We start from the raw sequence: 17,112 nt of genomic DNA, 5'->3' as shown, positions 1-17,112 counted from the left end.
CCCAGGTGGGGAGCCCGATGTGGACGAGCCGCCAAAGTGGTGTAGACCTTACGTGGATCGTACGTACAACAAGGGGTGGATGGAGAACTGTGAAGGGCCGTTACCTGAGCCTGGCCGCGTCCGGTGCCGTGCTGTGCCTGACCGCCGTGACGCTGACCGGCTGCGGAGCCCTCGGCGGACTCACCGGAGACAACGAGGTGACCCTGCGGGTCGTGGCGGCCGACTACGGGGACAATCCGCAGAACTCCTCCCAGGCCTACTGGAAGGGCCTCGCCGAAGCCTTCGAGAAGGACCACCCGGGCATAAACGTCGAGGTCAGCGTCTACTCCTGGTCCGAGGTCGACGCCAAGGTCGGCGACATGGTCAAGGCCGGCAAGGCCCCCGACATCGCCCAGATCGGCGCCTACTCCGACTACGCGGCCGCCGGAAAGCTGTACTCGGCGGAAGAGCTGCTCTCCGTGAAGACCGAGGCCGACTTCCTCGGCCCGCTCGCCGACGCCGGCAAGGTCAAGCAGGTCCAGTACGGCATGCCCTTCGTGGCCAGCACCCGGCTGCTCTTCTACAACGAGAAGCTGCTGGCCGAGGCCGGAGTGATCGCCAAGGACGCCAAGGGCTGGCAGCCGAAGAGCTGGGCGGACCTGGAAGCCGCCGCCAAGAAGCTCAAGGCCGCGAACGTGCCCACCCCCTTCGCGGTGCCGCTGGGCCGCGAGGAGGCGCAGGCCGAGACCATGATGTGGATGCTCGCGGGCGGTGGCGGCTACACCGACAACGAGGAGTCGTACGCGATCGACTCCGCCCCCAACGTCAAGGCGCTGGAGTTCCTGCGGGACAAGATGGTCGGCCAGGGGCTGACCGGCCCCGTGGAGCCCGGCAAGCTGGACCGGCAGGCCGCCTTCGACGCCTTCACCAAGGGCGAGGTCGGCATGCTCAACGGGCACCCGACGCTGCTCAAGCAGGCCGAGGCCAAGGGCGTGAAGTTCGGCATGGTGCCGCTGCCGACCTCCGACGGCAGCGATCAGCCCGCGATGGGCGTCGCGGACTGGGTCATGGCCTTCAAGACCGGCCACCGCGCGCAGTCCGGCAAGTTCCTGGACTTCCTGTACCAGCCGAAGAACGTGACGGCCTTCACCGAGAAGTACGACCTGCTGCCCGCCACCACCAGCGGCTACCAGGCCAAGCAGGCGGCGACGGGCGGCTCGGCGCCGCAGCTGAAGCCGTTCCTGACGGCGCTGCCCGGCTCGCGGCTCTACCCGGTCGGCAAGAAGTCCTGGGCGGGCGTCAGCGAGGACATCAAGCAGAACATCGGCAAGACCGTCCAGCCGGGCGGACAGCCGGCGAAGGTGCTGGAGGAGATCGCCACGTCGGCCCGGACGGCGGAGCCGCGCTGACCGGGGCGCGCGGGCCGGGCGCGCGGGCCGGGACTGCTGACCGGTGCGTCCGGCCTGGGCGCACGGTCGGTGCCGGCGGGCCGGGTGTCAGAGCCCGGCGTTAATCTGGCGGTATGACGGACGACGGGCAGCTGACGGCCACGGAGGCCGCGGTGCTCGGGTACGAGGGACGCACCTGGCCCGGGCCCGGAGCCAAGGAACGGGCCATCCGGGAAGGGCTGGGGATGACCCCCGTCCGCTACTACCAGCTGCTCAACGCGCTGATGGACGACCCGCGGGCGCTGGCCCACGCGCCCGGCACGGTGAACCGGCTGCGCAGGATCCGCGAGGCGCAGCGGGCCCGGCGATAGCCGTAGCCGTCCCACCGTTGGGCCGTTAGGGTCGTGCGTATGGGGAGCCATCCGCACGACTTGCCGATGCCCGTCACCGCAGCCGGACGCGAGGGACTCGAAGCCCTGCTCCGCGCACCCCGCCGGTCCGTGGTCGCCCTGGACTTCGACGGCACTCTCGCCGACATCGTCCCGGACCCGGACCAGGCCCGAGCCCACCCCGGAGCCGTCCCGGCCCTGTCCGCACTCGCACCCGAGGTCGACTCGGTGGCAGTGATCACCGGACGGCCTGCGGGCGTCGCCGTCCGCTACGGAGGCTTCGCCGGGGTCCCCGGCCTGCAGCACCTGGTCGTCCTCGGCCACTACGGGGCCGAACGCTGGGACGCCGTCAGCGGCATCGTCCACGCGCCCGCCGAGCACCCCGGGGTGGCGGCGGTCCGGGCCGAGCTGCCGGGGTTCCTGGACTCCATCGGGGCCTGGCGCGGCACCTGGATCGAGGAGAAGGGCCGGGCCCTGGCCGTGCACACCCGGCGGGCGGAGGATCCGGCGGCGGCCTTCGCGGCGCTGCGCGAACCCCTGGCCGAGCTGGCGGCGCGGCACGGGCTGATGGTCGAGCCGGGGCGGGCGGTGCTGGAGCTGAGGCCGCCCGGCATGGACAAGGGCGTCGCCCTGACGGAGTTCCTGGCGGAGCGGGACGCAGAGGCGGTGCTGTACGCGGGCGACGACCTGGGTGACCTGGCGGCGTTCGCGGCGGTGGAGAAGGGCCGTACGGACGGCCTGCCGGGGCTGCTGGTGTGCAGTGGCTCCGCGGAGGTCCCCGAGCTCGCCGCGCGGGCCGACCTGGTCCTCCCCGGCCCGGGCCCGGTCGCCGCCTTCCTGGCCACCCTGGCCGCGGCCATCCGCCCCTGACGGTCCGCTGTGGGGGCGCCGCCGCCTGTGTTTCAGCCCCTCCGGCGTTTGAGGAGCGGGGTCCGGGGCGGAGCCCCGGCAGCGGCGCCGCAGGGTGGTCAGTCGGTCAGGGCCGAGAGCTGGGCCGTGAACCACTGGGCCGGGGGAAGGGACGTCGCCGCCGCCGCGAGGCGCTTGCAGCGTTCCGCGCGCTCGGCCACCGGCATCGACAGCGCCGTGTGCAGCGCCTCCGCCGTCTGCGTCACGTCGTACGGGTTCACCGTCACCGCGTCCCGGCGGAGTTCCTCGTACGCCCCCGCCCCTGTGGACAGCACCAGCACGCAGCCCGCCTCCGACACCACCGGGATCTCCTTCGCCACCAGGTTCATCCCGTCCCGCACCGGATTCACCAGCGCCACGTCCGCCAGCCGGTACGCCGCCAGTGAGCGCGCGAAGTCGTCCTTCACCGACACCAGCACCGGCTGCCAGTCCTCCGTGCCGAACTCCGCGTTGATCTCCGCCGCCAGCTCCGCCACCGCCGCCGTGTACTCCCGGTAGACCCGCAGGTCCTGCCGCGACGGGTAGGCCGATGCCAGGTGGACCACCCGGCCGCGCCACTGGGGGCGCGCGGTCAGCAGTTCCCGGTAGGCCAGCAGGCCGCGCAGGATGTTCTTCGACAGTTCGGTGCGGTCCACGCGGACGATCGTCCGCAGTCCGTCGACCTCCGCCCGCAGCTCCGCCAGCTTGTCGTTGACCTCCGGCCGGTTCGCCAGCGCCCGCAGCTCGTCGCCGTCCACGCCCAGCGGGTACGCGCACACCCGGGTGGTGCGGGCCGGCCACACCGAGTACCGCTGGTGTTCCACCACCGAGCCGTCCTGCACCGTGGACCGGCCCCACGCGTCGTCCAGCTGCGCCGATCCCAGGAACTCGGCCGCCCAGGCCTCGGTGTGGAAGCCGAGCACGTCCGCGCCGAGCATGCCCCAGAGCAGGGTCTCGCGCACCTGGTCAGGCAGCATGGCGAGGTAGCCGGGCGAGGCCCACGGGGTGTGCGTGAAGTGCGCGATCCGCAGGTCGGGCCGGAGCACCCGCAGCAGTCCGGGCACCAGGGCCAGGTGGTAGTCCTGGACCAGGACCGACGCGCCCTGCGCGGCCTCCTCGGCCAGGGCTTCGGCGAAGGCCTGGTTGTAGCGCTCGTACGACTCCCACCGGCGGCGGAATTCGGCGTCGAAGACCGGCTCGCGCGGGACGTCGTACAGGTGGTGGTGGGTGAACCAGAGCACGGAGTTGGCGATGCCGTTGTACGCGTCGTCGTACATGCTGGGATCGATGTCCAGCATCCGGACGCCCGGCTCGGCCACACCCCGGCGGACCGCCTCACGGTCCGCGTCCGACAGCGCCGCACAGATCCACAATGCCTCCGGCTGCTCCGCGAGGGCCGTGGAGAGTCCGGAGACGAGACCGCCCCCGCCGCGCCGGGCGCTGAGCGCTCCGTCCTCGGCCAGGGCGTAGGAAAGGGGGCCGCGGTTCGCTGCAACGAGCACCTGGGAAGCCATGCGGCCAACCTAGCCCGGCCCACCCCTGCTCAAACCGTACGTTTCCTCACGCCACGCGCCGCAGTGCGTACTCCTTGATGCCCGCCATCGGCGGCCGTTCCTCGGTGTCCACCGGGTACGTCCGCGGCACGAACCCCTCCGGCCCGCGCTCGAACTGCGTCAGCTCGGGCCGTACGAGATGCCCGCGCGAGAGGCGTACCTGGGCGGTGCGGTAGATCGCCGCGGCCATCCGGCCCAGCGCCTGCCCGTCCTGGTGGCGGTGGACCCGTACGCCGACGTCCACCTGGGCCAGCGCGTCCAGACCGACCGTGTGCAGGGCGTCGACCAGCAGGCCCAGCTCGACGCCGTACCCGACGGGGAACGGCAGCCGTTCCAGCAGGGAGCGGCGTACGGCGTACTCGCCGCCCAGCGGCTGGACGAAGCCGGCCAGCTGCGGCCAGTGCAGGTTCAGGAGCGGGCGGGCGACGAGCTCGGTGACCCGGCCGCCCTGGCCGGGAGCGTCGCCGAGCGGGCGGTCGTACATCGCCTTGACGAACTGCACGTCCGGGTCGGTCAGCAGCGGGCCGACGATCCCGGAGACGAAGGAGGCGGAGAAGTCCCGCAGATCGGCGTCGACGAAGCAGACGATGTCCCCGCCGGTGGCCAGCAGCGAGCGCCACAGGACCTCGCCCTTGCCGGGCAGCGCCGGGATGCGCGGCAGCACCTCGTCGCGGTGCACCACCCGGGCCCCGGCCTTCGCCGCGACCTCCGCGGTGCGGTCGGTGGACCCCGAGTCGATGACGACCAGCTCGTCCACCAGGGGGACGGGCAGTGACTCGATCAGCTCACGCCGGATCACCTCGACGATCGCGCCGACCGTCGCCTCCTCGTCGAGCGCGGGCAGCACGACGCTGACCGTCGTCCCGGCCGCCCGTTTCCGGTCGAGCAGCTGGTCGAGCGGTCGGTCGGCGGCGGACCAGGAGCGGTCGGCCAGCCATCGCTCCACCTCTTCCAGCACCCTCAGCACTCCCTGCGTGTCGGCGATATTCGCCGGTATGTGATCCATCTCGAGGTTCGGACGCCTGTCTCAACCGCCCGGCCCTTCGGTTACAGTCTTGAACAACGCGAAGGACCACCGCATGCCGGGGGTCCTCGCGACAAACGCCCGGGCGCGCCGAAGAGCGCGCCGCCCGGTGCCATACCGCTCATCCAGAGGGGCAGAGGGACACGGCCCGTTGAAGCCCCGGCAACCCTCCAGTCGGTTCTCGCGATCGCGCAGCAGCGCTCGTCAGCGAGGTCCCCGGCTAGGGAAGGTGCCAATTCCGTCTCATGGCGAAGTGCGCCATGGGGAAGATGAGGAGAAAGGGCCTCGCCATCATGGCTGCACAGACTGTCGCCACCTCTGTTGATCTCGGACCTGCCACCGGCCTTTCCTGTCGTGAGTGCGGTACCCGCTTCGAGCTCGGCCCCATCTTCGCGTGCGCCGAGTGCTTCGGACCGCTGGAAGTCGCCTACGACCTTCCGACCGGTGACCCCGATGCCCTGCGTGCCGCGATCGAGGCCGGCCCGAACAACATCTGGCGCTACGCGCCGCTGCTTCCCGTCCCCGCGGACGTCGCCTCCAAGCCGAGCCTGAACCCGGGCTTCACCAAGCTCGTGGACGCCCAGAACCTGGCCAAGGAGCTGGGCGTCACCGGCAAGCTGTACGTCAAGGACGACTCCGGCAACCCGACGCACTCCTTCAAGGACCGCGTCGTGGCCATCGCCGTCGAGGCCGCCCGCGCCTTCGGCTTCACCACCCTCTCCTGCTCCTCGACCGGCAACCTGGCCGGCGCCGTCGGCGCCGCGGCCGCCCGGGCCGGCTTCCGCTCCTGCGTGTTCATCCCGCACGACCTGGAGCAGGGCAAGGTCGTCATGGCCGGCGTGTACGGCGGCGACCTGGTCGGCATCGAGGGCAACTACGACGACGTCAACCGCTTCTGCTCCGAGCTCATCGGCGACCCGCTGGGCGAGGGCTGGGGCTTCGTCAACGTGAACCTCCGCCCGTACTACGGCGAGGGTTCCAAGACCCTGGCGTACGAGATCTGCGAGCAGCTCGGCTGGCAGCTGCCCGACCAGCTGGTGATCCCGATCGCGTCCGGCTCGCAGCTGACGAAGATCGACAAGGGTCTGCAGGAGCTGATCAAGCTCGGTCTCGTCGAGGACAAGCCGTACAAGATCTTCGGCGCCCAGGCCGAGGGCTGCTCCCCGGTGTCCACCGCCTTCAAGGCCGGTCACGACGTGGTCCGCCCGCAGAAGCCGAACACCATCGCCAAGTCCCTCGCGATCGGCAACCCGGCGGACGGCCCGTACGTCCTGGACATCGCGCGCCGCACCGGTGGCTTCGTCGAGGACGTCAACGACGAGCAGGTCGTCGAGGCGATCAAGATCCTCGCGCAGACCGAGGGCATCTTCGCCGAGACCGCGGGCGGCGTGACCGTCGGCGTGACGAAGAAGCTGATCGAGAACGGGCAGCTCGACCCGACGCTGACCACCGTGGTCCTCAACACCGGTGACGGCCTCAAGACCCTGGAGGCGGTGGCCGCGGACAGCGGGCAGACCGCCACCATCCGCCCGAGTCTGGACGCGTTCCGCGCCGCCGGCCTGGTCTGACCGGGTCCGTCCGACACCCTCTCCTCCGCCCTACCGGAAAGGCAGTAGCGCCATGAGCGTCAACGTCCGCATCCCCACCATCCTGCGCACCTACACCGGCGGCGCCGCCGAGGTCCCGGCCGAGGGCGCGAACCTCGCCGAGGTCATCGAGTCCCTGGAGAAGAGCCACCCGGGCATCGCCGCGCGCGTCCTGGACGACCAGGGCAAGCTGCGCCGTTTCGTGAACGTCTACGTCAACGACGACGACGTGCGCTTCGAGGGCGGGCTGCAGGCGGCGACGCCGGACGGCTCCGGTGTCTCGATCATCCCGGCCGTCGCGGGCGGTTGCTGATTCCCCGGATCCCCGGGATCACCTCCTAGGTGACACGCGCAAACCGAAATTGCCCCCTCCGCTAAAAGCGGAGGGGGCAATTCTGCTTGATTGGGCACGGTAGGGTTGGGGAAGTCCCCTCCGCTGTTCTTGCCCGCCGCATATGAACGGGCCGCGTGAGGGTCGACATCGGGCCAATGTGCAAGTGCGGTATGGGGCTTTGGCGAGATATGTCAGGCCCGAGTTGCCCTGGAGTATGGCAAATTTTCACTCTATTTCAATGTTTCTCGGTGTCCAGAATTCTCATCGGATTGACCTGTTGCAGACAGCATCCGCGCAGATACATTCAGCCTCGGTCGACGCGTTCCGACGCAAGTTCTGACCCGGGATCGCGAAGTGCGTTCCTGCGCAAGGGCCAGTAATAGGGGAGTTAGGCATGGCTCAGGGCACCGTCAAGTGGTTCAACGCGGAGAAGGGCTACGGCTTCATCGCGGTCGACGGTGGTGCGGATGTGTTCGTCCACTACAGCGCCATCCAGATGGACGGGTACCGCACCCTTGAAGAGGGTCAGCGGGTCGAGTTCGAGATCTCGCAGGGCCAGAAGGGTCCGCAGGCGGACATGGTCAAGCTCGCACTCGGCTAGTCCTGGAGCGATCGACCACCGACGCACAGAGTTCATTGAAGACCTGGCACGGCACGAGGGGCCCACATCCTGGACACGGGATGGGGGCCCCTCGTGCGTCTGCCCGGTAGTGGCGGGGCGTTGCCCCAAGCCGCTTGCACTCGGAGGGGTCGAGTGCTAATCATTGGCGTTAGCACTCTCCCGGTGAGAGTGCTACTGAACGAGGACCGGGTCGGTGAGGCCCGCAGGGTCCGGTGGGAAGGAACCGCCGGGCACGCAGGCCGTCCGTCGCGGGCGCGGGCGCGGTCCGGAGCAATCCACCGCTGTCCGGGAGGACCACTTCAGATGGCCAAGATCATTGCGTTCGACGAGGAGGCCCGCCGCGGCCTCGAGCGTGGGATGAACCAGCTCGCCGACGCCGTCAAGGTCACCCTTGGCCCCAAGGGTCGCAACGTCGTCCTTGAGAAGAAGTGGGGCGCCCCCACGATCACCAACGATGGTGTCTCCATCGCCAAGGAGATCGAGCTCGAGGACCCGTACGAGAAGATCGGCGCCGAGCTGGTCAAGGAAGTCGCCAAGAAGACGGACGACGTCGCCGGCGACGGTACGACCACCGCCACCGTGCTGGCCCAGGCGCTCGTCCGCGAGGGCCTGCGCAACGTGGCCGCCGGTGCCAACCCGATGGCCCTCAAGCGTGGTATCGAGAAGGCCGTCGAGGCCGTCTCCGCCGCCCTGCTGGCGCAGGCCAAGGATGTCGAGACCAAGGAGCAGATCGCTTCGACGGCCTCCATCTCCGCCGCCGACACCCAGATCGGCGAGCTCATCGCCGAGGCCATGGACAAGGTCGGCAAGGAAGGCGTCATCACCGTCGAGGAGTCGCAGACCTTCGGTCTGGAGCTCGAGCTCACCGAGGGCATGCGCTTCGACAAGGGCTACATCTCGGCGTACTTCGCCACCGACATGGAGCGCATGGAGTCGTCCCTCGACGACCCGTACATCCTGATCGTCAACTCCAAGATCGGCTCGGTCAAGGACCTGCTGCCGCTCCTGGAGAAGGTCATGCAGTCCGGCAAGCCGCTGCTGATCATCGCCGAGGACGTCGAGGGCGAGGCGCTCTCCACCCTCGTCGTCAACAAGATCCGTGGCACCTTCAAGTCCGTCGCCGTCAAGGCCCCGGGCTTCGGTGACCGCCGCAAGGCCATGCTCGGCGACATCGCCATCCTCACGGGCGGCACGGTCATCTCCGAGGAGGTCGGCCTCAAGCTGGAGAACGCCGGTCTCGACCTGCTCGGCCGCGCCCGCAAGGTCGTCATCACCAAGGACGAGACCACCATCGTCGACGGTGCCGGTGACAGCGACCAGGTCGCCGGTCGCGTGAACCAGATCCGCGCCGAGATCGAGAACTCCGACTCGGACTACGACCGCGAGAAGCTCCAGGAGCGCCTCGCGAAGCTGGCCGGCGGCGTGGCCGTCATCAAGGCCGGCGCCGCGACCGAGGTCGAGCTCAAGGAGCGCAAGCACCGCATCGAGGACGCCGTTCGCAACGCGAAGGCGGCCGTCGAGGAGGGCATCGTCGCCGGTGGTGGCGTGGCGCTGCTGCAGGCCTCCGCGGTCTTCGAGAAGCTGGAGCTCGAGGGTGACGAGGCGACCGGCGCCAACGCCGTGAAGCTCGCGCTGGAGGCCCCGCTCAAGCAGATCGCCGTCAACGGTGGTCTCGAGGGTGGCGTCGTCGTCGAGAAGGTGCGCAACCTGCCGATCGGTCACGGCCTCAACGCCGCGACCGGCGAGTACGTCGACATGATCGCCGAGGGCATCATCGACCCGGCGAAGGTCACGCGCTCCGCGCTGCAGAACGCCGCGTCGATCGCCGCGCTGTTCCTGACGACCGAGGCCGTCATCGCCGACAAGCCCGAGAAGGCCGGTGCCCCCGCGGGCGGCGGCATGCCGGGTGGTGACATGGACTTCTGATCGACCCCGGCTCCGGCCACTGGTTGATCGGCTGTTCTCGAACGAGGGCGGCACCCCGACGGGGGTGCCGCCCTCGGGCGTTTCCGCGGCGCGTGCTCAGGCGGCGGGGCGAGCGACGAAGGTGACCTCTTCGTGGTCCTCGTCGAGGGCGATGCTCAGGCCGGCGTCCAGTGCGTGCGCGAGGCGGCGCAGCAGGGGCAGTGTCGGCACCCCGTCGGCGCCCTCCACCCGGGAGATCTTTGCCTGGGTGAGCCCGGCCCGTTCGGCCAGTTGTGCCTGGGACAGCCCCAAGGCCTTGCGCCGCTCGTACACGGCCCTGGCGAAGGCCATGGCGAGCCGGATCTCCGCCCGCTCGGCCCGCACCTCGGCCGACTCGACGTACCCCTTTGCGGCCGTCCTCTCGCGGGCCAGCTTCCAGCGGGTGTGGTTCATGACGCGTTCCCTTCCTTGCCGCGGCTGTAGGACGGTGAGCAGTACGATTCGGCGCCCGGGCGCGAACCAATAGGTGATGCGTGTTGCTACCCCGTCGAGCGTGGGCCGTAGCTCGTACACCCCGTCGCGGAGTGGGCGAGCGAATGGCATGGGAGTGCGGGTCCCGCAGCTGGCCAGGAGTTCCGCGTACTCCTCCACCTTTGCTTGTCGGTCAGGCCTTCCAGCCAGGTGCGCACTTCAGGCTCCACCTCAATGGCGTACAGATCGGTCATATGGCGGACCGCATTATGTCGTCAACGACATAATGCGAGCATGGTGCGTGTTGCACACCATGGGATGAAAGAGCCCGTGCCATTGACGGTGACCCGGGTGGTTGACTGGTCGCATGACTGATGCGGCTGGCGTGTTCATCAAGATCTGCGGTCTGAAGACCGCGCACGACGTCGACGTGGCCGTGGCCGCCGGGGCCGATGCCGTCGGGTTCGTCTTCGCGCCCGGGAGTCCGCGGACGGTCGACGCCGCCACCGCGCGTGAGCTGGCCGCGCGGGTGCCCGAAGGGGTGCTCACCGTCGGGGTGTTCCGGGGGCAGGCCGTCGACGAGGTGCGGCGGTTCACCGAGGAGAGCGGGGTGCGGGGCGTCCAGCTGCACGGCGAGGAGGGCCCCGAGGACTTCGCGGCGCTGCGCGCCGGGGGTCGGACCCTGCTGCGGGCCACCGCCGAGCACGTGAAGCGCTGCGGTGAGTACGGCGAGGACCTGCTGCTGCTGGACGCACCCGACCCGGGCTCCGGCAAGCCGTGGAACTGGGGATCGGCCGACTTCACCGCCCCCGAGGGGCGCTGGCTGCTGGCCGGCGGGCTGAACCCGGGCAACGTGCGGGAGGCGGTCCAGGTGACCGGCGCCTGGGGCGTGGACGTGTCCAGCGGGGTGGAGCGGGAGCGCGGCGTGAAGTCGCCGGAGCTGATCCGCGCCTTCATCGAGGCGGCCAGGGGCTAGGTCGTCTCTTTCGGATCTTGTCGGTCGGGCCGGGCGACGCAGGCCCGGCAAGAGCCGAAAGAGACGGCCTAGCCGGACACCCCCTGTTCCTGGGCGGCTGACGACGAGCCGTCGGCGTACGCGGCCACGCGTCGACCGGCGAACAGGGCGACGATCACGAAGGCCATGCGACGGGTCCTGGCGAGGGTCATGAGGGCGGTCCTTGGCGGTTTCGGGGAAGGGGCCGACCTCCATTGCGCCCCGCGCGGGCGCCCGCGTCACGGCGCGGATATTCGGGGCTTGACGGGACTCCGTGAGCAGGCCGGCGCTGCTCACGGGCGCCATCACCGGGCGAATTCCTTGAGGGGCTCGGTGTCGAGGGTGATGTCCACCGGGTCGGGGATGCTCACGGAGGCCCCGTACGGCAGGGAGGGACCGTGGCGGTACGAGCCGGCGTCGGGATCGCTGTGGACCGTCAGCGTGCAGTTCTCCCGGTCGATCAGCAGGTGGACCGGGATCCCGGCCGCCGCATACCCCTCCCGCTTCCCCTCCCGGTCCCGCCGGTCGGTGTCCGCGTCGTGGGAGGTCACCTCCAGGACCATCAGTACGCCCTTCGGGTCGGCCCCGGTCACGGACCCGTGGTGGGGAAGCGGGCGAGGAGGGCGGGGGACTCAGAAGCCGGTGCCGAAGCCGATGGCCCGGCCGTCCTCCTCCACGGACTCGACGTCCTGCATCTCCCGCAGGGCCTTGACCTGGGCGTGGCTCAGCCGGGCGGAGAAGCCGTGCAGGACGATGCGGTAGACGTGTACGGGGGTGGCACCGACCCGGTCCGCCACCTCGGCCGGGTCGACCTCCTCCCGCACGGTGACGATGTACGTGGCGTGGTCGGCGGGAGCCGTGTGCGGTACGGGTTCCGGTACGTCGGCGGTGGCCGCGGCCACCGGCAGGGCGGCGACGGCGGCCAGTACGGCGACGGCCACGGTCAGGGTTCGGCTCAGACGGATGCGCATGGCCCGAGGCCATCACGCGCGGCAGGGCGGGTCAACGACGCCCGCGGGTGTGGCGGGGGTACGGGCGGCGCACCGGCCGTGCGCCCCCTGATCCGGGGGCGGACCGTACGGGTGATCTTGCTGACCGGGCCGCCGGCCGCGCGGGCCCTGTACGGCACAGCGGGATAACCCTTTCTGCGCCGTGCGCGCGCCACGGCGCGTCGACGCCTGCCGGACGGGCATCCAGGTGAAGCCGGTGATTCAACCCGCCGAGCGGTGGCACCGATGGGAGGTGAGGGCCGCTTCCGCAGGAGCATTCGTTGCCGCGGGGCGGCTCCCCCATGCCGAACCTCCACCCCGTCAGGGAGTTCTCTCCATGCGCCTGCTCGCACGTGTGGCCGCCGCCGCGCTCCTCACCGTCACTCCGCTCGCGGCGGGTAGTGCCTCGGCCGCCGCCCCGGAGCCGACCCCGGCCCCGCTGAAGACGGCCGCCAACGCGGTGCCCGGTCAGTACATCGTGACCTTGGAGAAGGGTCAGGACGCGGCGAAGGTCGTCCAGCGGCTGGGTCTGAAGGCGACGTTCATCTACACCGCGGCGCTCAACGGCTTCGCCGTCCCGCTGACCCCGCTCCAGCTGACGATCGTCCGCAACAGCCTGGGGGTGAAGTCGGTCGAGGAGGACGCGAAGGTGCAGTCGGTGCCGCGTCCGGCCACCGCGCCGGGTACCCGTGCACCCTCGAACTCGTGGGGGCTGGACCGCATCGACCAGAAGGAACTGCCGCTCGACGACAACTTCACCCCCGAGGGGAATGGCGCCGGGGTGACCGCGTACATCCTCGACACGGGCATCGACTACGCCCACACCGAGTTCGGCGGGCCCGACGCCAGCCGTGCCACCTTCGGCTTCGACGCCGTGGGCGACGGCCGCAACGGCCAGGACTGCCAGGGCCACGGCACGCACGTCGCGGGCACGGTGGCGGGCAAGACGTACGGGGTCGCGAGCAAGGCGAAGCTCGTCAGCGTCCGCGTCCTCGGCTGTGACGGCAAGGGCACCTGGTCGGGCATCATCGCGGGGCTGGACTGGGTGGCCAAGAACGCCAAGCGGCCGGCCGTGCTGAACGCCTCCCTGGGCGGTGAAAGGTCCGATGCGGTGAACGCCGCCGCCGACGCGGTCACGGACGCGGGCGTGCTGCCGGTCGTCGCGGCGGGCAATTCCGCCAGCGACGCCTGCAACGTCTCGCCGGCGTCCGCCTCGCGCGTCCTGACCGTCGGGGCGGTCACCCGGTACGACGAGGAGAGCGACTTCTCCAACTACGGCAGTTGCCTGACCCTCTACGCGCCCGGCGGCGCCATCGTCTCCGCGAAGCTCGGCGGCGGCAGCGTGGCCCTCGACGGCACCTCGATGGCTGCCCCGCACGTCACTGGTGTCGCGGTCCTCTACAAGGCCAAGAACCCGGCCGCGACGCCCGAGGACATCAACGAGTTCATCGAGCAGGAGTCCAGCAAGGACGTCCTGAGCAAGCTCAGCCCGGCCAGCCCGAACAAGCTGCTCTACACCGCCGGTCTCTGACCCGCTTCCGTACGGGCGGCCCCGGGCCGCCCGTACGGGTGCTCTTCCTGCGGTCGTCCGTTCGGGACGTCACCCCCGGCGGCACCACGGAATGACCCTTTCTGCAGCGTCCGAGACGCGCCCCCAACGGAAGCAACACACTGTCCGCCAGGCGGGGGCGGGCGGCTCAAGTTCTCTCCGGGACGGATCCGATGTACGGGAGGGCCGCACCCGCGGAGGAATCCAGGTCGCGGGGGCGGCTCCTCCACGCCGACTTTCAAGAAGGACGTCAGGGAGCTCCTTCCATGCGTCTGCTCGCCCGTCCGGCCACGGGCGTTCTCCTCACCGTCACCCCTGTCGCGGCCGCCTTCGCCTCCGCCTCCGCCTTCGCCTCACCCCGGAACCGACCCCGGCGCCGCTGCTCACGTCCTCCAACGCGATCCCCGAGAGCTGCATCGTCACCCTCGACAGGACCGCGAGCCCGGCGAGGGTCGCGGCGGCCATCGGTGTGAAGGCGAAGTTCACCTACAGGACGACGCTGAACGGCTTCGACGCGAAGCTCACCGAGAAGCAGCTGCAGGTCGCCCGGCAGACGGCCGGCGTGCAGTCCGTGGCACAGGACGTGCTGGTGACCGCCCCGCCGGTACCCGCGAGCGGCGTTGCGACCAAGGCGCCCTCGAACTCCTGGGGACTGGACCGGATCGACCAGAACTTCCTGCCGCTCGACAACGAGTTCAGCCCCCAACACCAACACCAACACCAACGGCCAGGGCGTGACGGCGTACATCCTCGACAGCGGCATCGACTTCAGGCACACCGAGTTCGGGGGCCGCGCACGTGCCGGCTTCGACGCGATCGGCGACGGCCGCAACGGCGCGGACTGCAACGGCCACGGCACGCACGTCGCGGGTACGGTCGGCGGCGAGACCTTCGGTGTGGCGCACAAGGTGAGCCTGGTCAGCGTCCGGGTGCTCGGCTGCGACGGCCGGGGCCCGTGGTCGGGGATCATCGCGGGTCTGGAGTGGGTGGCCGACAACGCCCGGCAGCCGGCCGTCCTGAACGCCTCGCTCGGCGGCGACCGGTTCGAGCCGGTCAACACCGCCACGAACGCGCTGTTCAACCGGGGTGTGCTGCCGATCGTCGCGGCGGGGAACGACAACATCGACGCCCGCCGCGTCTCGCCGGCGTCCACCTCCAACGTCGTGACGGTCGGTGCGACCAACCGCTTCGACCAGGAGACCGACTTCTCCAACTGGGGCGAGGTCCTCGACTTCTACGCCCCCGGCCAGGACATCATCTCCGCGCGGATGGGCGGCGGCAGCGTATCGCTGAGCGGCACCTCCATGGCCGCGCCGCACGTCGCCGGGTGGCGGCCCTCTACAAGGCCGCGCACCCCACGGCGAGCCCGACCGAGGTGGCGGACTTCCTGAAGAACGGGGCCACGGAGGACGTCATCCAGAACCTCAGCGACAACGGCCCCGACAAGCTGCTGTTCACCAACGGTCTCTGAGCGACCCGACGAACCGGGCCCAGGCCTGCGCGTGGAACACCACGTGCGGGCCTTCGGGCTGCTTGGAGTCCCGGACGGGCACGAGGTCGGGGTGGCCCTCGGCCACCTCGAGGCAGTTGCCGCCGCTTGCGTCGCTGTAGCTGGATTTGCGCCAGATGGCCGTCGTCAGGTCGTAGTCAGGCGTGCTGGTCATGTTCGTAATCCTCCGCCACGGACTCGATCAAGGCCAGGGACTTCCGCGGGGAAAGCGCGTTGGCCGTGAGGAGATCGTAGGTCAGCGTGTGATGAGCGACTGTCGCCGGATCGTCGAAAAGGAGCCCTGTTCCCATGCCTTCGACGTAGGAGAGCGGGGGAGCGTCGTCGAACGACATCAACTTGATGGCGCCCCCCATGGCCGCATGCAAGCCAGCACTGAAGGGCAATACCTGAACGATGATGCGGCGGGCCCGCATCAGACTTGCGATGTGGCGCAGGGCCTCGACCCGGACGGCTGGGTTGCCCCCGGCGCGGCGCAGCACCGCCTCGTCGAGGACGCACCACAACAAAGGGGTTGTTGGCTGGTTGAGCAGTGCCGCGCGGGCCAGTCGGTTCGTGACGAGTTCGTCGATCTTCTCCTCTGTTGCAGTCGGATGCCCGGCCTGGAACACCTCCCGCGCGTAAGCCTCCGTCTGGAGCAGTCCAGGGATCAGCTGCGGGGCGTACTCCCGGATTTCCCTTGCCCGAGCCTCAGCTTCGGCTGCCTCCGCGAAGTGGTCCGGGTACTTCGACTCGGCCGCTGCCTCGCAGTTGCGGAGGAAGAAGCCTCCCGTATCGAGGATCTCGTCGATCTGGCGGGCGAAGTCGAGGTGCATCCGTCGGGTGCCCGCTTCGAGCTGGCCGATGAACGAGCCGCTCACGAAGAGGCGTTCGCCGAGTTCGGCCTGGCTCAGGCCCACGCGTTCGCGCGCTACGCGCAGCTCCGCGCCCAACAGGGCGCGGGGTGACGAGGAGGGGTCGAGGTTCTTTCGTGGCATGGCAACTCCCTGAGCAACATGTGCGGTTGTTGCGGGGTCCGCACTTGAAAGGCTAGTGAGCGCGTCGCCACTCTGTGTGGAGAAGTCGAGTACTCAGAGTGGAAAGGTGACATGTCATGGTGCTCTCCCCACAGGAGCGCATGCAGGCGGCCGAGGAGGCCGTCCGGCAGCTGCGGGAATCGCTCGCCGGGGTCGGGGTGCTGTTCCCCTCGCTGGACGTGGAGCGGGTCTCGGCGGCCGGTACCTACGGCCTGCCGCTGGTCGACCTCGGCCGCTGCAACCTGGACACCGCGCTCCGGCTCGCCGCCGTGCTGCACGAGCGGGCGGCGGGCGCGTGAGCGAGTCGGTTGCGGCCGCGGAGTTCGCCTTCGAGCTCGGCTGGAAGCTGCGGGGCCTGGAGACGGCACTCGCGCCGCGCGGGGTGTGCGGGCCGGAGGCGGGCGATCCGAAGCCTCCTCCACCGCCCGGGCGGCAGCGGTTCACGCTGGTGCACTGCCCGCTGGAGGGGTATCCGGGGTTCGACGATCCGCGGTACGAGGGGCTCCGGGCGAGCCCCCCGCAGGGGTGCACGGTCGAGGACTTCGGCGGGTGCTTCGGGCTGCGGTGCGAGCGGCCGGGCGGGCAGCTGCTCGACGCGGTGGCGGAGCTGTGCGCGGAGATCCGTACCGGACACGGCCTGCTCATGACCGGCCTCGGCATCGACAAGCTGTGGGAGTGGTCCGAGGACGGTACCGACGGCTGGGGCGCCGAGATCGTGGGGCAGCTGCTGCTGATGGCCGCCGAGCGGGGGCCGAGGCTCGGCTACGGCGTCGATGACCTGGAGGGGTTCTTGCGGACCGCCGCCGGCTGAGCCGGTGCGGGAGGCGGGACCTCGCCGACCTCACGTGGCAGTGCTCGTCGCCGGGTTCCGACGGCACTGCCGACGGTCACGGCCGCCCGGCTCGGGGGCCCCGGAGC

At 70.3% G+C, this 17,112-nt stretch carries 20 protein-coding genes, 2 pseudogenes and 1 riboswitch; of the genes and pseudogenes, 13 read left to right on the top strand and 9 right to left on the bottom strand.

Annotated features, from left to right (window positions below; translation table 11 throughout):
- The first annotated feature begins 89 nt into the window (after window positions 1-89).
- The 3 genes from OG753_RS20065 (at window position 90) to otsB (ending at window position 2,626) form a co-directional block, all read left to right on the top strand.
- Window positions 90-1,388 carry an extracellular solute-binding protein gene (locus tag OG753_RS20065; RefSeq protein ID WP_405789457.1) on the top strand — a complete coding sequence of 433 codons (1,299 nt, stop codon included), beginning with the start codon at window positions 90-92 and terminating at the stop codon, window positions 1,386-1,388.
- 113 nt (window positions 1,389-1,501) lie between these two features.
- Window positions 1,502-1,738, top strand: coding sequence for a DUF3263 domain-containing protein (locus OG753_RS20060; protein WP_327263133.1), 237 nt, complete (start codon window positions 1,502-1,504; stop codon window positions 1,736-1,738).
- A 39-nt stretch (window positions 1,739-1,777) separates the two neighbouring features.
- Complete coding sequence (otsB, locus tag OG753_RS20055) at window positions 1,778-2,626, top strand: trehalose-phosphatase (RefSeq protein ID WP_405789455.1); 849 nt, start codon at window positions 1,778-1,780, stop codon at window positions 2,624-2,626.
- A gap of 98 nt (window positions 2,627-2,724) precedes the next feature.
- Here otsB and OG753_RS20050 read toward each other — a convergent pair whose 3' ends face one another.
- Window positions 2,725-4,158: a trehalose-6-phosphate synthase gene (locus OG753_RS20050; protein WP_405789453.1), complete on the bottom strand. Its 1,434-nt coding sequence runs from the start codon at window positions 4,156-4,158 to the stop codon at window positions 2,725-2,727.
- 46 nt (window positions 4,159-4,204) lie between these two features.
- Window positions 4,205-5,155 carry a glucosyl-3-phosphoglycerate synthase gene (locus OG753_RS20045; RefSeq protein ID WP_327266833.1) on the bottom strand — a complete coding sequence of 317 codons (951 nt, stop codon included), beginning with the start codon at window positions 5,153-5,155 and terminating at the stop codon, window positions 4,205-4,207.
- Between the two features lie 184 nt (window positions 5,156-5,339).
- Window positions 5,340-5,497, top strand: a riboswitch (SAM riboswitch).
- Window positions 5,498-5,514: 17 nt separating this feature from the next.
- On the opposite strand from OG753_RS20045, the gene thrC reads away from it, so the two are divergent.
- From thrC to groL, 4 genes are all read left to right on the top strand, one after another.
- Window positions 5,515-6,789 (top strand): threonine synthase, encoded by a 1,275-nt coding sequence (thrC, locus tag OG753_RS20040; protein WP_327263130.1) that lies wholly within the window; start codon window positions 5,515-5,517, stop codon window positions 6,787-6,789.
- 52 nt (window positions 6,790-6,841) lie between these two features.
- A complete protein-coding gene (locus OG753_RS20035; protein ID WP_327263129.1) occupies window positions 6,842-7,120 on the top strand; it encodes a MoaD/ThiS family protein in 279 nt (92 codons plus the stop codon).
- Between the two features lie 415 nt (window positions 7,121-7,535).
- Window positions 7,536-7,742 (top strand): cold-shock protein, encoded by a 207-nt coding sequence (locus OG753_RS20030; protein WP_030009783.1) that lies wholly within the window; start codon window positions 7,536-7,538, stop codon window positions 7,740-7,742.
- Window positions 7,743-8,066: 324 nt separating this feature from the next.
- Window positions 8,067-9,689, top strand: a complete 1,623-nt coding sequence (gene groL / locus OG753_RS20025; protein ID WP_033223630.1) for a chaperonin GroEL — start codon at window positions 8,067-8,069, stop codon at window positions 9,687-9,689.
- Between the two features lie 96 nt (window positions 9,690-9,785).
- On the opposite strand, the gene OG753_RS20020 is transcribed toward groL, so the two are convergent.
- The gene (locus OG753_RS20020; RefSeq protein WP_405792737.1) at window positions 9,786-10,121 is read right to left on the bottom strand and encodes a helix-turn-helix domain-containing protein; all 336 of its coding nucleotides are present in this window, start codon (window positions 10,119-10,121) and stop codon (window positions 9,786-9,788) included.
- Between the two features lie 84 nt (window positions 10,122-10,205).
- Window positions 10,206-10,319: pseudogene (locus OG753_RS20015) on the bottom strand (type II toxin-antitoxin system RelE/ParE family toxin); the annotation flags it as partial.
- A gap of 187 nt (window positions 10,320-10,506) precedes the next feature.
- Between OG753_RS20015 and OG753_RS20010 the strand changes: the two are divergent.
- The gene (locus OG753_RS20010; RefSeq protein ID WP_327263127.1) at window positions 10,507-11,115 is read left to right on the top strand and encodes a phosphoribosylanthranilate isomerase; all 609 of its coding nucleotides are present in this window, start codon (window positions 10,507-10,509) and stop codon (window positions 11,113-11,115) included.
- A 68-nt stretch (window positions 11,116-11,183) separates the two neighbouring features.
- Here OG753_RS20010 and OG753_RS20005 read toward each other — a convergent pair whose 3' ends face one another.
- From OG753_RS20005 to OG753_RS19995, 3 genes are all read right to left on the bottom strand, one after another.
- Window positions 11,184-11,306, bottom strand: coding sequence for a hypothetical protein (locus OG753_RS20005; RefSeq protein ID WP_405789450.1), 123 nt, complete (start codon window positions 11,304-11,306; stop codon window positions 11,184-11,186).
- A 132-nt stretch (window positions 11,307-11,438) separates the two neighbouring features.
- Entirely contained in the window at window positions 11,439-11,726 is a 288-nt protein-coding gene (locus OG753_RS20000; RefSeq protein ID WP_405789448.1) for a Uma2 family endonuclease, read from the bottom strand.
- A gap of 39 nt (window positions 11,727-11,765) precedes the next feature.
- Entirely contained in the window at window positions 11,766-12,104 is a 339-nt protein-coding gene (locus OG753_RS19995) for a protease inhibitor I9 family protein (protein ID WP_327263125.1), read from the bottom strand.
- Window positions 12,105-12,459: 355 nt separating this feature from the next.
- Here OG753_RS19995 and OG753_RS19990 point away from each other — a divergent pair, with 355 nt between their 5' ends.
- The 3 genes and pseudogenes from OG753_RS19990 to OG753_RS19980 all read left to right on the top strand — a co-directional run bounded on the left by OG753_RS19990 (window position 12,460) and on the right by OG753_RS19980 (window position 15,062).
- Window positions 12,460-13,653 carry a S8 family serine peptidase gene (locus OG753_RS19990; RefSeq protein WP_405789445.1) on the top strand — a complete coding sequence of 398 codons (1,194 nt, stop codon included), beginning with the start codon at window positions 12,460-12,462 and terminating at the stop codon, window positions 13,651-13,653.
- 91 nt (window positions 13,654-13,744) lie between these two features.
- Window positions 13,745-14,209: pseudogene (locus OG753_RS19985) on the top strand (hypothetical protein); the annotation flags it as partial.
- Window positions 14,210-14,405: 196 nt separating this feature from the next.
- The gene (locus OG753_RS19980) at window positions 14,406-15,062 is read left to right on the top strand and encodes a S8 family peptidase (RefSeq protein WP_405789444.1); all 657 of its coding nucleotides are present in this window, start codon (window positions 14,406-14,408) and stop codon (window positions 15,060-15,062) included.
- A gap of 63 nt (window positions 15,063-15,125) precedes the next feature.
- On the opposite strand, the gene OG753_RS19975 is transcribed toward OG753_RS19980, so the two are convergent.
- Window positions 15,126-15,335, bottom strand: a complete 210-nt coding sequence (locus tag OG753_RS19975; RefSeq protein ID WP_405789442.1) for a DUF397 domain-containing protein — start codon at window positions 15,333-15,335, stop codon at window positions 15,126-15,128.
- Window positions 15,319-16,155, bottom strand: a complete 837-nt coding sequence (locus tag OG753_RS19970; RefSeq protein ID WP_327263121.1) for a helix-turn-helix transcriptional regulator — start codon at window positions 16,153-16,155, stop codon at window positions 15,319-15,321. Before OG753_RS19970 ends, OG753_RS19975 begins: the two co-directional genes overlap by 17 nt.
- Before the next feature lie 116 nt (window positions 16,156-16,271).
- On the opposite strand from OG753_RS19970, the gene OG753_RS19965 reads away from it, so the two are divergent.
- Together OG753_RS19965 and OG753_RS19960 are read left to right on the top strand one after the other, a co-directional pair.
- A complete protein-coding gene (locus OG753_RS19965) occupies window positions 16,272-16,493 on the top strand; it encodes a hypothetical protein (protein ID WP_327263120.1) in 222 nt (73 codons plus the stop codon).
- The gene (locus tag OG753_RS19960; RefSeq protein ID WP_405789439.1) at window positions 16,490-17,005 is read left to right on the top strand and encodes an amidase; all 516 of its coding nucleotides are present in this window, start codon (window positions 16,490-16,492) and stop codon (window positions 17,003-17,005) included. The genes OG753_RS19965 and OG753_RS19960 overlap by 4 nt, the downstream gene beginning before the upstream one ends.
- Window positions 17,006-17,112: the final 107 nt, after the last annotated feature.

The sequence above is a fragment of the Streptomyces sp. NBC_00029 genome, assembly GCF_045160505.1.
Lineage (GTDB): Bacteria > Actinomycetota > Actinomycetes > Streptomycetales > Streptomycetaceae > Streptomyces.
This window is presented reverse-complemented; position numbering and strand designations above follow the sequence as displayed.

Excerpts from the sequence above, each read along its gene's own strand:
- OG753_RS20035 (WP_327263129.1), top strand. The coding sequence starts at position 6,842 with ATGAGCGTCAACGTCCGCATCCCCACCATCCTGCGCACCTACACCGGC.
- OG753_RS20010 (WP_327263127.1), top strand. The coding sequence starts at position 10,507 with ATGACTGATGCGGCTGGCGTGTTCATCAAGATCTGCGGTCTGAAGACC.
- OG753_RS20030 (WP_030009783.1), top strand. The coding sequence starts at position 7,536 with ATGGCTCAGGGCACCGTCAAGTGGTTCAACGCGGAGAAGGGCTACGGC.
- OG753_RS20005 (WP_405789450.1), bottom strand. The coding sequence starts at position 11,306 with ATGACCCTCGCCAGGACCCGTCGCATGGCCTTCGTGATCGTCGCCCTG.
- OG753_RS20060 (WP_327263133.1), top strand. The coding sequence starts at position 1,502 with ATGACGGACGACGGGCAGCTGACGGCCACGGAGGCCGCGGTGCTCGGG.
- OG753_RS19970 (WP_327263121.1), bottom strand. The coding sequence starts at position 16,155 with ATGCCACGAAAGAACCTCGACCCCTCCTCGTCACCCCGCGCCCTGTTG.
- OG753_RS19975 (WP_405789442.1), bottom strand. The coding sequence starts at position 15,335 with ATGACCAGCACGCCTGACTACGACCTGACGACGGCCATCTGGCGCAAA.
- OG753_RS20050 (WP_405789453.1), bottom strand. The coding sequence starts at position 4,158 with ATGGCTTCCCAGGTGCTCGTTGCAGCGAACCGCGGCCCCCTTTCCTAC.
- OG753_RS20020 (WP_405792737.1), bottom strand. The coding sequence starts at position 10,121 with ATGAACCACACCCGCTGGAAGCTGGCCCGCGAGAGGACGGCCGCAAAG.
- OG753_RS19995 (WP_327263125.1), bottom strand. The coding sequence starts at position 12,104 with ATGCGCATCCGTCTGAGCCGAACCCTGACCGTGGCCGTCGCCGTACTG.
- OG753_RS19990 (WP_405789445.1), top strand. The coding sequence starts at position 12,460 with ATGCGCCTGCTCGCACGTGTGGCCGCCGCCGCGCTCCTCACCGTCACT.
- groL (WP_033223630.1), top strand. The coding sequence starts at position 8,067 with ATGGCCAAGATCATTGCGTTCGACGAGGAGGCCCGCCGCGGCCTCGAG.
- OG753_RS19965 (WP_327263120.1), top strand. The coding sequence starts at position 16,272 with ATGGTGCTCTCCCCACAGGAGCGCATGCAGGCGGCCGAGGAGGCCGTC.
- thrC (WP_327263130.1), top strand. The coding sequence starts at position 5,515 with ATGGCTGCACAGACTGTCGCCACCTCTGTTGATCTCGGACCTGCCACC.
- otsB (WP_405789455.1), top strand. The coding sequence starts at position 1,778 with ATGGGGAGCCATCCGCACGACTTGCCGATGCCCGTCACCGCAGCCGGA.